General features: G+C 64.9%; 12 protein-coding genes. 7 read left to right on the forward strand and 5 right to left on the reverse strand.

Annotation, left to right across the window (positions count from 1 at the left end; genetic code table 11):
* Nucleotides 1–26: 26 nt before the first annotated feature.
* Nucleotides 27–659, reverse strand: coding sequence for a hypothetical protein (locus AC13C7_RS18495; protein ID WP_482868328.1), 633 nt, complete (start codon nt 657–659; stop codon nt 27–29).
* A 96-nt stretch (nt 660–755) separates the two neighbouring features.
* Here AC13C7_RS18495 and AC13C7_RS18500 point away from each other — a divergent pair, with 96 nt between their 5' ends.
* On the forward strand, nt 756–1,712 hold the full coding sequence (locus AC13C7_RS18500) for a LysR family transcriptional regulator (protein ID WP_482868329.1): 957 nt from the start codon (nt 756–758) through the stop codon (nt 1,710–1,712).
* 18 nt (nt 1,713–1,730) lie between these two features.
* Here the strand turns inward: AC13C7_RS18500 and AC13C7_RS18505 are convergent, their stop codons facing one another.
* On the reverse strand, nt 1,731–2,561 hold the full coding sequence (locus tag AC13C7_RS18505) for a prephenate dehydratase (protein WP_172320034.1): 831 nt from the start codon (nt 2,559–2,561) through the stop codon (nt 1,731–1,733).
* A gap of 113 nt (nt 2,562–2,674) precedes the next feature.
* On the opposite strand from AC13C7_RS18505, the gene AC13C7_RS18510 reads away from it, so the two are divergent.
* The 5 genes from AC13C7_RS18510 (at nt 2,675) to AC13C7_RS18530 (ending at nt 9,109) form a co-directional block, all read left to right on the forward strand.
* On the forward strand, nt 2,675–3,184 hold the full coding sequence (locus AC13C7_RS18510; protein ID WP_172320033.1) for a c-type cytochrome: 510 nt from the start codon (nt 2,675–2,677) through the stop codon (nt 3,182–3,184).
* 172 nt (nt 3,185–3,356) lie between these two features.
* Entirely contained in the window at nt 3,357–5,225 is a 1,869-nt protein-coding gene (locus tag AC13C7_RS18515; protein ID WP_482868330.1) for an extracellular solute-binding protein, read from the forward strand.
* 6 nt (nt 5,226–5,231) lie between these two features.
* Nucleotides 5,232–6,386, forward strand: a complete 1,155-nt coding sequence (locus AC13C7_RS18520; RefSeq protein WP_172320031.1) for a microcin C ABC transporter permease YejB — start codon at nt 5,232–5,234, stop codon at nt 6,384–6,386.
* 3 nt (nt 6,387–6,389) lie between these two features.
* Nucleotides 6,390–7,517 (forward strand): ABC transporter permease, encoded by a 1,128-nt coding sequence (locus AC13C7_RS18525; protein ID WP_172320030.1) that lies wholly within the window; start codon nt 6,390–6,392, stop codon nt 7,515–7,517.
* Nucleotides 7,514–9,109, forward strand: a complete 1,596-nt coding sequence (locus tag AC13C7_RS18530; RefSeq protein WP_482868331.1) for an ABC transporter ATP-binding protein — start codon at nt 7,514–7,516, stop codon at nt 9,107–9,109. Before AC13C7_RS18525 ends, AC13C7_RS18530 begins: the two co-directional genes overlap by 4 nt.
* A 186-nt stretch (nt 9,110–9,295) precedes the next feature.
* Here the strand turns inward: AC13C7_RS18530 and hemN are convergent, their stop codons facing one another.
* A complete protein-coding gene (gene hemN, locus AC13C7_RS18535; protein ID WP_482868332.1) occupies nt 9,296–10,651 on the reverse strand; it encodes an oxygen-independent coproporphyrinogen III oxidase in 1,356 nt (451 codons plus the stop codon).
* 88 nt (nt 10,652–10,739) lie between these two features.
* Here hemN and fnrL point away from each other — a divergent pair, with 88 nt between their 5' ends.
* Nucleotides 10,740–11,489: a transcriptional regulator FnrL gene (gene fnrL, locus AC13C7_RS18540; RefSeq protein WP_446120882.1), complete on the forward strand. Its 750-nt coding sequence runs from the start codon at nt 10,740–10,742 to the stop codon at nt 11,487–11,489.
* Nucleotides 11,490–11,516: 27 nt separating this feature from the next.
* Here the strand turns inward: fnrL and AC13C7_RS18545 are convergent, their stop codons facing one another.
* Entirely contained in the window at nt 11,517–11,657 is a 141-nt protein-coding gene (locus AC13C7_RS18545) for a hypothetical protein (protein ID WP_446169826.1), read from the reverse strand.
* A 260-nt stretch (nt 11,658–11,917) separates the two neighbouring features.
* The gene (locus tag AC13C7_RS18550; protein ID WP_482868333.1) at nt 11,918–12,760 is read right to left on the reverse strand and encodes a universal stress protein; all 843 of its coding nucleotides are present in this window, start codon (nt 12,758–12,760) and stop codon (nt 11,918–11,920) included.
* Nucleotides 12,761–12,830 lie beyond the last annotated feature (70 nt).

The raw sequence follows: 12,830 nt of genomic DNA on the forward strand, positions 1-12,830 counted from the left end.
GTTCCTGATGCGGCCCTAAGGCTGCCCTAGTTCGTCCGCAGATGCGACGGGACGAACAGCGCGACCTGTCTCGACACGCAGGTGTTCGGCCCGCCCTCGCCATCCGTGCGGGAGCTTTCGGGATAGAAGGGCGGGACGCTGTCCGCGGTGCAGCCGCCGCGGAAGGACGAAAGCTGATCGGCGGCCAGTTCGGGCAGCAAAGGCCCGTGATCATGCACCACGAGGTGATATTCCGAGGTTTCGGGATCGGTAAACGCCGTGTCGTAGAAATTGCCCGCGACATTGCCCGTTGGCAGGAAGGCCGAGATACGGACCCGGCCATCGGCCCCCACCACGGCCCCGCCGCCATTCGTGGCCACGGTATTCATCTGGTCGGCCATGCCCATCGCCTCGACAGGCGTGCAGGGATTGGCGGCGCAGTCCTCCGGGTTCTGGATGGCGACGAACCACATCGTGACGGCATTGCCGGGGGTCAGGCCGCCGGTCTCGATCATCGCCGAGGCGCCGTCGGGACCGGTCCAGAGGTGGGCGCTGGTCGCTTCGATCGGACCGGGGGTCATGCCGCTGGGCGGGGTCCAGGACATTGGCAGGGTGTCGGCAAGGGCCGGGGCGGCGGCAAGGACAAGGCCACAGGCCAGAAGTGTCGTGTGATGTTTCATGGAAACCTCCTGTTACAGGTCTGAAATCTGGCAAGGTTCCCCACATGCGCGCAAATCAGTTCTGTTGCGGCGCTGGACAAGGTAGGCTTGCCCAGGATGACCAAGCGATTGCCCTCCATCAACGCGCTGCGCAGCTTCGAGGCGGCGGCCCGGCACCAGAGCTTCACCCTGGCCGCCGAGGAGTTGCGCGTCAGCCCCGCCGCGATCGGCTACCAGGTCAAGCGGCTGGAGGAGGATCTTGGCCGCGCGCTGTTCACCCGCAGCCACCGCGCGGTGCGGCTGACCCCGGACGGGATGGCGTTGATGCGGCGGCTGGGCAAGGGGTTCGAGATCATCGAGGCAGCCTGGACCGAGGCCCATGCCCCGAAACCGGAACGGATCTTCAAGGTGACCGCGCCGATTGCCGTGGTACAGAAATGGCTGTTGCACGAGCCGACGATGCAGACCAACCGGTTCGGGGCCTTCCGGATCGGCTGGGACGTGTCGCAGGCGTTCCAGGACCTGGAGGGGTCGGGTATCGACGCCGCCATCCGCTATACCAGCGATCCCGATCCGAGCCTGTTCTCCGAGGCCCTGCTGCGGCAGTTCTACACGCCGCTGATGCGCGCCGATGTCGCGCGCAGGATCAAGGCCCCGGCGGACCTGTTGCAGCACGGGTTGATCACGCTGGGCTTCGACCTGGCGGCCGAGCGGCATATCGACCTCTGGACGCCGTGGTTCGAGCTTCAGGGCCTGCGCGCGCCGAACCGCTTCGAGATGACCTGCGGTTACACCATGACGGTGGTGGAGGTCGCGCGGGAGACCGGCCATATCGCCATGGGGGGCTATTTCGTCGTCGCCGAGGATATTGCGGCGGGGCGCCTGGTGGCCCCGTTCCCGGTCGGGATCGTGCCGCAATCGCAACTATGGGTGATGTGCCGCAAGGGCCGCGAGGAGGAGCCGGAAATGCTGTGGTTCCGGCAGGCGGTGCGGGCCTGCGCCGACCGGCTGAGGGCGACGGCGGCGGGGTTCAGGATCTTCGATCTGGAGGGGCGACCGGTGGAAGGCGCATGAGGCCCCGGCGGGGATGACCTACCCCCGCGCCGCATCCGCCGGATAGGTGCCCAGGATGTGCAGCTCGGAGGTGAAATAGCGCAACTCCTCCAGCGCCAGTTGCACCATGGGATCGTCGGGGTGGCCCTCGATATCGGCGTAGAATTGCGTCGCGGTGAAGCTGCCATCGACCATGTAGCTTTCCAGCTTGGTCATGTTCACGCCATTGGTGGCGAAGCCCCCCATCGCCTTGTAGAGCGCGGCGGGGATGTTGCGGACGTTGAAGACGAAGGTGGTCATCATGTGCTCGGCGCGGCGGGTCATGTCGGGGTCGCGCCCCATGATCAGGAAGCGCGTCGTGTTGTGATCGCTGTCCTCGATATGGCGTGCCAGCACCTCCAGCCCGTAGATCTCGCCCGCCAGTTCCGAGGCGAGCGCGGCCTTGGACGCATCGCCCCACGCCGCCACGTCGCGCGCGGCGCGGGCATTGTCGGGGCTGACGCGGCCCGTGATGGCGTTTTCGCGCAGGAAGCCCGCGCATTGCGGCAGCAGGACCAGGTGGCTGTAGGCCTCGCGCACATCGGCCAGCCGCGTGCCGGGAATCGCCAGCAGGTTGATATGGACCCGCACGAAAGCCTCGTCATGGATATGCAGGCCGGATTCGGGCAGCAGGCGGTGGATGTCGGCGACGCGGCCATAGGTCGAGTTCTCCACCGGCAGCATGGCCAGGTCGGCCTCGCCGCCTTTCACCGCGGCGATCACATCCTCGAATGTCGCGCAGGGCAGCGCCTCCATTTCGGGCCGTGCGTCATGGCAGGCCTGATGCGAATAGGCGCCGGGTTCCCCCTGGAAGGCGATCATTGCGGTCATCGAGACGGACTTTCTTGGATATCGGGCGTTCTGTCGCGCTGACTACACCTTGCAAGGCAGAGGCGAAAGCCGGTAGATACCTCGAGATACGATATTTGGACGGGAAGGCCCCCATGTTTGACACGATGACCCTTACCAAGGCCGTTGGTGCCATCTGCGCCGGCTGGCTGGTGCTGTTGCTGGGCGGCTGGGCTGCAAGCGGCCTCTACAGCGTCGGCGGCGATGATGAAGTCGCGGGCTACGTGATCGAGGTCGAGGAAGACGAGGCTGGCGGCGAAGAGGTCGAGGAGGTTCCGTTCTCCGAGTACCTGGCAGCCGCCGACCCCGCCGATGGCGAGGCCCTTTGGCGTCAGTGCCGCAGCTGTCATGTCACCGAACAGGGCGAGAACGGCACCGGCCCCTACCTGTACGGCGTGGTCGGGCGCGATATCGGGTCGGTCGATGGCTTCTCCTATTCCGACACGCTGGCCGAGATGGAGGGCGACTGGACGCCCGAGCGCCTGAACGGGTTCCTGGAAAACCCGCGCGGCTACGCGCCGGGCACGATCATGTCCTTCAACGGCCTGCGCGACGTCGAAGACCGCGCCGCGATGGTGGCCTATCTCGATTCGCTCGACGATTGAGGCGGGGGATCGCCGCAGATTTTCAAGGGCCGCTCCGCTTCGGGCGGCCCTTTTTGTCGCGCTCCGCTATGTTCACGAAATCTCAACTTGAACGCAGGCGGCACTGGTCCTTACGGTGTGAAAGCCCATAACAGGGAGATGACGCCCCGTGACCCTAGCCCCGGAGACACTCATGACCCAACCCCGCCATTCGTTCCTGCCCCTTGGCCTGTCGCTGGTGCTGGCCTTGTCCGCCCCGGCCCTCGCCCAGGACGAGGGTGAGCTGACGGTGACGCATGGGGTCTCGACCTTCGGCGATCTGCGCTATGGCCCCGATTTCGAATACCTGGATTACGTGAACCCGGACGCGCCGCAGGGGGGCGAGCTGTCTTTCGCCTGGTCCTCGGGCGGGTTCGATTCGCTGCATCCCTACAGCCGCAACGGACGCTCGGCGGTGGCCTCGAACATCTTCTACGAGGCGATGCTGGAGGGCACCTATGACGAGATCGGCTCCTCCTATTGCCTGCTTTGCGAAAGCATGGCCTTCCCCGAGGATCGCTCCTACGTGATCTTCACCATTCACGAGGATGCGACGTTTTCGGACGGCACGCCGGTCACGGCCGACGATGCCCTTTTCAGCTACGAGATCCTGCGCGATGAGGGGCTGCCGTCGTTCCGCGCCTCGATCGGCCTGACCATCGCCAGCGCCGAAGTGCTGGACGAGCGGCGCATCCGCTATGACTTCAACCCCGAAGCGCCGCTGCGCGGGCGGATCGAAAGCGCGGGCGGCCTGCCGGTCTTCTCGCGCGCCAGCCATGAGGCATCGGGCCTCGATTTCGAAGACTCCCGGCTGGAGCCGCTGATCGGGTCGTCCGCCTATGTGCTGGAGTCCGTCAGCCCGAATGAGCGCGTCGTTTACCGCCGCAATCCCGACTGGTGGGGCAACGATCTGCCGATCAACCGGGGACGCTACAATTACGAGACCATCCGCATCGAGTATTACGGCGATTCCAACGCCGCCTTTGAAGGGCTGGCCGCCGGCAATTACACGTTCCGGCAGGAAAGCAGTTCGCTGCAATGGGCCACGGCCTATGAATTCGACAAGGTGACGGATGGCACCATCGTTCTGGAAACCATCGACCACGGCAATATCTCGCCCGGTCAGAGCTTTATCTTCAACCTGCGCCGCCCCCAATTCCAGGATGTCCGCGTGCGCGAGGCCATCGGGTTGATGTTCAATTTCGACTGGACCAACGCGACGCTGTTCTACGGGCTCTACAACCCGATCACGTCCTTCTGGGAGAATGTCGATCACCTGGAGGCGACGGGGGTGCCCGAAGGGGCGGAGCTGGCGCTGCTGGACCCGCTGCGCGATCAATTGGCCCCCGAGATCTTTACCGAGCCGCCCTTTGCCTTCCCGTCCTCGAGCCCCGAGCGGACCTTTGATCGCCGCCAGGCCCGGCAGGCCGCCGCCCTGCTGGAGGAGGCCGGCTGGACCCCCGGAGATGACGGGTTGCTGCGCAACGAGGATGGCGACCGGCTGGAGGTCGAGTTCCTCAACTCCAACCCGCTCTTTGACCGGATCATCAACCCCTATGTGGAGAACCTGCGAAATATCGGCGTCGATGCCCGCCTGACGCGGGTGGACAGCGCCCAGATGACGGAACGCGAGCGCAGTTTCGATTTCGACATCATCACCGATCATTTCCCCATGGACCTGGAACCGAGCTCTGGCCTGCGCCAGTATTTCCATTCGGTTCAGGGCGAAGATTCGCTGTTCAACCTTGCCGGTGTTTCGGACCCTGCCATCGACGTGCTGGTCGAGGCGGTGGTCGATGCCGAGACCCAGGAGGAGCTGAACGTCGCCGTGCGGGCGCTGGATCGCGTCTTGCGGTGGGAACGCTTCCGGGTGCCGCAATGGACCAATAACAGCTACTGGTTCGCCTATTACAACATGTATCGCCACCCCGAGGAACTGCCGCCCTATTCGTCGGGCTTCCTCGATCTGTGGTGGATCGACGCCGAGGCCGAAGCCGCGTTGCGCGCCGAAGGGGCGCTCTGATCCGCGATGGGCGCCTATATTCTCAGACGGCTCATGCTGATCATCCCCACGCTGATCGGGATCCTGGTGATCAATTTCGCCCTGGTGCAATTCGTGCCGGGCGGACCCATCGACCAGATCATGGCGCAGCTGGAGGGTGAGGGCGACGTGTTCGCGGGTATTTCGGGCTCTGGTTCGGAAACCGGGGCCGAGGAACTGGGCGGCGGCGACAGCTATCTTGGCGCGCGCGGCCTGCCCGCCGGGTTCATCGAGCAGCTGGAGATCGAGTTCCACTTCTCGCGCATCGTCTGCGAGGAGGGGTTCGAGGGCGAGCCGCGCCTGCGCGCCGAGGAATGCCGCGCCGAGCCGATCCCGACCTGGCAGCGGTTCTTCCTGATGATGTGGGATTACATGCGCTTCGATTTCGGCGAGAGCTATTTCCGCTCCATCTCGGTCGTGGACCTGGTGATCGAGAAAATGCCGGTCTCGATCACGCTTGGCCTGTGGTCGACGCTGGCGGCCTACCTGATCTCGATTCCGCTCGGCATTCGCAAGGCGGTGCGCGACGGGTCGAAATTTGACACCTGGACCAGCGGGCTGATCATCGTGGGATATGCGATCCCCGGTTTCCTCTTCGCGATCCTCTTGCTGGTCCTCTTCGCGGGCGGGCGATACTGGCAGGTCTTCCCCCTGCGCGGGCTGACCTCGGACGGGTTCGAGGACATGACGACCCTGCAACAGATCGGCGATTATTTCTGGCACATCACGCTGCCGGTGCTGGCCTCGACGATTTCGGCCTTCGCGACGCTGACGCTGCTGACCAAGAACAGCTTTCTGGACGAGATCAAGAAGCAATACGTGATGACCGCCAAGGCCAAGGGCCTGTCGGAACGGGCGGTGCTTTACGGCCATGTCTTCCGCAACGCGATGCTGATCGTGGTGGCGGGGTTTCCAGGCCTCTTCATCGCGGTCTTCTTCGGCGGCAGCCTGATCATCGAAACGATCTTCTCGCTCGATGGGCTGGGGCGCATGGGCTATGAGGCGACGGTGGCGCGCGATTACCCGGTGATGTTCGGCACGCTCTTTGTTTTCGGGCTGATCGGGCTGGTGATCAACCTTCTGTCCGATCTCGTCTATGTGCTGATCGACCCGCGCATCGACTTTGAATCGCGGAGGGTCTGAGGCATGGCGTTCTTTACCCTTTCGCCGCTCAACCGGCGGCGGCTGCGCAACTTCCGCTCGAACCGGCGCGCGGTCTGGTCGCTCTGGATCTTCGGGACGCTGTTTTTCCTGTCGCTCTTTGCGGAGTTCCTGGCCAATGACCGCCCGCTGCTGGTGCGCTACCAGGGCGAGTATTACACGCCCATCTTCAACCTCTACACGGAGCGGGATTTCGGCGGGTTCTTCCCGACCGAGGCCAATTACCTTTCGGTTCAGGTGGAATGCCTGATCGTCACCGGGATCGAGGAATGCGCCGATGACGATTCCGGCGAGATCGCGCGCGGCCTGCTGGCGGATGCCGAGGATGGCGTTGTCGATGGCACCGAGATCGACCGTGGCTGGATCCTTTGGCCGCCGGTGCCCTATGCCTACAACACGGTCACCGAAATCGCGGGGTCGGCCCCGTCCGCCCCGGATCGCGACCACTGGCTCGGCACCGACGACACCGCCCGCGACGTTCTGGCCCGTGTGATCTACGGCTTTCGCCTGAGCATCGTCTTTGCCCTGATCGTGACGGTCCTGACCTCGATCGTGGGTATCGTGGCGGGCGCGGTGCAGGGCTATTTCGGCGGGCTGACCGACCTGTTGTTCCAGCGCTTCCTGGAGATATGGGGCGGTATTCCGCAGCTCTACATCATCATCATCATCGCGGCGATCTTCCGAATGAATTTCTGGCTATTGGTGCTGCTGATGACGGCCTTCGGCTGGATGGCCCTGGTCGGTGTGGTGCGGGCCGAGTTCCTGCGCGCGCGCAATTTCGAATATGTCCGCGCCGCCCGCGCGCTTGGCGTCAGCGACCTGGTGATCATGTTCCGCCATGTGCTGCCCAATGCGATGGTGGCGACGCTGACCATGCTGCCCTTCATCGTCACCGGCACCATCGCGGCGCTGGCGACGCTGGATTTCCTGGGCTTCGGGTTGCCGTCCTCGGCCCCCTCCCTGGGCGAGCTGACCTTGCAGGCCAAGCGCAACCTGCAGGCGCCCTGGCTCGGCTTCACCGCCTTCTTCACCTTCGCCATCATGCTGTCGCTCTTGGTCTTCATCTTCGAGGGCGTGCGCGATGCGTTCGATCCCAGAAAGACGTTCCAATGAGCCTTCTGGACGTGCGCAACCTGTCGGTCAGCTTCACCCAGGACGGGGCCACCAACCATGCGGTGAAGAATGTGAGCTTCTCGGTCGAGAAGGGTGAGACCGTCGCCATCGTCGGCGAAAGCGGGTCGGGCAAGTCGGTCACCGCGCTGTCGACCGTGTCGCTTCTGCCTGGCAGCGCCGAGGTGACGGGATCGGTGCGCTATGGCGGCGCCGAGATGATCGGCGCGAAGGAGCGCGAATTGCGCCGGGTGCGCGGCAACGATATCAGCTTCATCTTCCAGGAGCCGATGACTTCGCTGAACCCGCTGCACACGCTGGAGACGCAGTTGGAGGAGAGCCTTGCCCTGCATCAAGGCTTACGCGGCGCGGCGGCGCGGGCGCGCATCCTGGAGCTGATGACCAAGGTCGGCATCCGCGACCCGGAATCGCGCCTGGGGGCCTATCCGCATCAATTGTCGGGCGGGCAGCGCCAGCGCGTGATGATCGCCATGGCGCTGGCCAATGGGCCCGACCTGCTGGTCGCCGATGAACCGACGACGGCGCTGGACGTGACCATCCAGGCGCAGATCCTGGAACTGCTGGCGGATTTGAAGCGCGAGGAGGGGTTGAGCCTTCTGTTCATCACCCACGACCTGGGCATCGTGCGCCGGATCGCCGACCGGGTTTGCGTGATGAAGGATGGCGAGATCGTCGAGACCGGCCCGACGGAAGAGATATTCGCCAACCCGCGCCACCCCTATACCCGCAAGCTGCTGGAGGCCGAGGCCACCGGCGGGCCGGACCCGGTGCGCGACTTTGCCGAAACCATCGTCGAGACCGAACATCTGAAGGTGTGGTTCCCGATCCAGGCGGGGTTGCTGCGGCGCACGGTGGGGCATGTGAAAGCGGTGAACGATGCCACCATCTCGGTCCGCGAGGGCGAGACGCTTGGTATCGTCGGCGAAAGCGGGTCGGGCAAGACGACGCTGGCGCTGGCGGTGATGCGGCTACTGTCCTCGGAGGGGCGGATCAGTTTCCTGCGCAATGACATCCAGGGTTGGCACCCCAAGCGCATCCGGCCCCTGCGCAAGGATATGCAGATCGTCTTTCAGGATCCCTATGGCAGCCTCAGCCCGCGCATGACGGTCGAGCAGATCGTGGCCGAGGGGCTGAGCGTGCATGAGGTCTCGGGCGGGCATGACCGGCGCGCGATGGTGGCGAATATCCTGCGCGAGGTCGGGCTGGACCCCGACATGATGCACCGCTATCCGCATGAATTTTCCGGCGGCCAGCGGCAAAGGATCGCCATTGCGCGGGCGATGATCCTGCAACCCCGGCTGGTGGTGCTGGACGAGCCGACCTCGGCCCTGGACATGACCGTGCAGGTGCAGATCGTCGAACTCTTGCGCGACTTGCAGAAGCGGCACAAGCTGGCCTACCTGTTCATCAGCCATGACCTGAAGGTGGTGCGCGCCCTGAGCCACAAGGTGGTGGTGATGAAGGAGGGCGACGTGGTCGAGACCGGCAGCAACGCCGAGATCTTCGACAATCCCAAGACCGACTATACCCGCGCGCTGATGGCGGCGGCCTTCGATCTACACGCCGCCGGGTAAGCGATTGCGCTGCGCCTGCGGCGCATCGCCCGCGCGGGCCGGCGACGCTCTGGCCCCCTTGCGGGAGCCCTCGCGCCACCGGATTGCCATGGACAAGCGGGAAAGGCAGTGTGTGGTCTGCCGGTGTGGCGCGGGGCGGGACCGGTGCTATTCGAGTATTTGGACCAAGAAGATGAAGGGGCGGGGTTAGATTGCCGAGCTGTGGCTGCTGGCCTGCATCTCGTAGGCGTCGAAGGCGCGCGCGATGAGGCGGGCGAGGGGACGACCGGGGGGCAGGATCTCGAAGCCCGAGGCGTCATGATGGACCATCTCGGGGAAGGCGGCGGCGGCGCCGGCGTAGAGGGTTTCGAGATGCTTGGGCGTGGTCAGATCCGCGCCGAGGATCTCGTGGCTGTCGATGCGGAAATCGCACATCAGCGCCTCGATCAGGCGGGCGCGCAGCCGGTCCTCGCCCTTGAAGACATGGCCGCGCCCGGTAGCGAGCTGGCCCGCGCGCACCGCCTTCTGGTAGGTCATGGTCGCGGGGGCGTTCTGCGCGAAGCCCTGTGGAAAGCGCGAGATCGAGGAGGCGCCGAGGCCGATCAGCACCTCGCAGGTGTCATCCGTATAGCCCTGGAAATTACGCCGCAGATGGCCGGTGCGGGCGGCCTGTGCCAGGCTGTCGCCCGCGCGGGCGAAATGGTCGATGCCGATCTGGGTATAGCCGTCCCAGGAGAAGAGCCGCGCGGCGGTCTCGAACAAGTCCAGCCGTTCCTGCGGCGTCGGCAGGGCGTCGGTCGGGATCAACTGCTGGCGCTTGGCCATCCAGGGCACATGCGCGTAGCCGTAGAGCGCCACCCGATCGGGGTTGAGCGAGAGCAGTTTCTGCACGCTGTCGGCGATCTTCTCGCGGGTCTGATGCGGCAGGCCGAAGAGGATGTCGGCGTTGAGCGAGTGGACGCCGCGCGCGCGCAGCCCTTCCACCGCGTCGCGGGTGATCTCGTAGCTCTGGATCCGGCCGATGGTCTTCTGGATCTCGGGGTCGAAATCCTGCACCCCGATGGAGGCGCGGGTCATGCCCGCGGCGGCGAGCGCGTCGAGCCGCGCCTCGTCGATCTCGTTCGGGTCGATCTCGACCGAGAACTCGGCGTCATCGCACATTGTGAAATGCTGGCGGACGGCATTGGCGAGGTCGGTGGTGGCCTCGGGGCCGAGGAGGGTGGGCGTGCCGCCGCCCCAATGCAGGCGCGCAACCTCGACGCCCTCGGGCAGGAGCGCGCCGACCTGGGCGATCTCCTGTTTCAGGGTGGCGACATAGGCCAGAACGGGGTCGTCGGAATTGACGCCTTGCGTGCGGCAGGCGCAGAACCAGCAGAGTCTGCGGCAGAACGGCACATGCAGGTAGAGCGAGACGGGCGAGCCTGGCCGAATCGCGGCAATCCAGTCGCTAAACCCTTGGGCCTGCACGTCGTTCGAGAACTTGTTGGCCGGCGGGTAGCTTGTATAGCGTGGCACTTTGGCCTCAAAGAGACCAAGCGCGCGAAGTTGCGCAAGGTTATCCATTCAGATAGCCTTAGGCTGTGCCTATGTTCCTGTAATTGATCGAGATCAAGACCATCACTTCGGTCGCCTAAAACCGGGGAGTTTTCCCATGCCCAAAGCCGCGCTTGCCGCACCCCTGCTGCAAGATTGTTCCAATTGCCCGATTCGGCATCGGGCGGTCTGTGCCCGCTGCGAAGCCGATGAGCTGGAGCAGCTGGACGCGATCAAGTATTACCGCACGTTCGAGGCCGGGCAGACCATCGTCTGGTCCGGCGATCAGATGGATTTCGTGGGCTCGGTGGTCAGCGGGGTCGCGGCCCTGACCCAGACCATGGAGGATGGCCGCCGCCAGATGGTGGGCCTTCTGTTGCCGAGCGATTTCCTGGGCCGCCCGTCGCGCGACACCGTGACCTATGACGTGACGGCCTCGACCGACGTGGTGCTGTGCTGTTTCCGGCGCAAGCCGTTTCTCAAGCTGATGGAGGACACGCCGCATGTCAGCCAGCGCCTGCTTGAAATGACGCTGGACGAGTTGGACGCGGCACGGGAATGGATGCTGCTTCTGGGGCGCAAGACGGCGCGCGAGAAAATCGCGAGTTTCCTCACCATCATCGCGCGGCGCGGGACTACGGCGAATGTCGTTCCCCTTAAGGCGGAGGTGGCGTTCGACCTGCCGCTGACGCGCGAGGCGATGGCCGATTACCTGGGTCTGACGCTGGAAACGGTGAGCCGGCAGATGTCAGCGCTGAAGCGCGATGGCGTGATCGAATTGCAGGGCAAGCGCCATGTCGTGGTGCCCGATTTCCATCGTCTGATGGCGGAGACCGGCGATGACACCGATGGCGGGCTGGTGACCTGAAACAAGGTCGGAATTGTCTGAAAACCCTTAAATGCTGGCCCAGTCGGTAAAGACCTGGCGGGGGGCCTTGCGCGTGGCCGGGGTGGCGTTGATGCGGCGGTCGGCGGGGCGTTGCAGCTCGGCCTGGGCCGGGATCGGGCGGGGGGTGTGATGGGCGGTGCAGAACATGGGCTTGGTCCTTTGGGGCAATGCGTTTCTGATCTCTGCGACTCACTTTAGTGTAAAAAATACACGTATGCAAGAGTGTATCCGGAACATCGTCGTGGAGCCGTGGCCCCATGCCAGAAATATCCCATGAAATCATGCGGAAATCGGGGCGGGTGCAGGGTGATTCGGAGAAGAGACAGCGGCAGTCCCGTGCCGGATACGAAAACAGGCGCGAGGGGATCCCCTGCGCGCCTGCGGCACTCGTTACTCTACCAAAGGGCTTAACGCGCCATCAGGACCGGCACGCTGGCCTGTTCCAGAAGGTTGCGCGTCGCCCCGCCCAATATGGCCTCCCGCAGGCGGGAATGACCATAGGCCCCCATCACCAGCAGATCCGCATCCCTGTCGCGGACGTGGCGTTCGATCATGTCGGAAATGCGCGGCATCGTGCAGGCGATGACCGAGACCTCGACCCGGGCACCGTGGCGCGACAGCATCTTCGACAGTTCCGCGCCGGGATCGGCGGCCCCGGTATCGTGGCGCGGCGGGTCGATGATCAGGATCTCGACGCAATCCGCGGCGATCAGAAGCGGCAGGGCGCGGCGCGCCGCCACGAGCGCCTCGGCGCTTTCGTTCCAGGCCACCACGGCGCGGGTGGGTTTGTCCGAGGGCAGCCTGTCATTGCCGGGCAGCACCATCACCGGGGCCGAGCCCTGGAACATCGCCGCCTCGACGATCACCGGCGCGTCCGAGGCGCGCCCCTCGCCATAGGGTTTGGGCAGCATCACGAGGTCGGAAAACTGCGCCCGGTGGGCCACGAGGCCCGAGACCATCGCGCTTTGCGCCACCAGCGCCTCGACCGCCCAGGTGATCTCGGTCCGGCCGAGGCGGTCGCGCACCGCGTCCTCCAGCGCCTTGGCGTGATCGCGCGATTGGCTCTGCGTTTCCTCGTGGATGATGGCGGTCGCCCCGGCGAAGTAATAGCCCGTCTGCGTCCGGTCGATGCCCAGGCACAGCACGTCCAGATGCGCGCCCTGGCTGCGCGCGAAGGGCAGCGTTGCCTCAAGCACCGGGGCTACATCGTCGATGTCGGTCAGGATCGTCAGAATGCTCTTGTAACCCATGGCGGCGCTCCTTTGTTTCCTGGGTGTCGGGGGCAGACTAGAGCCGTACCGCCCGTGCTGCTTTGACTTG

It is taken from the genome of Alterinioella sp. B-7 (assembly GCF_056857775.1).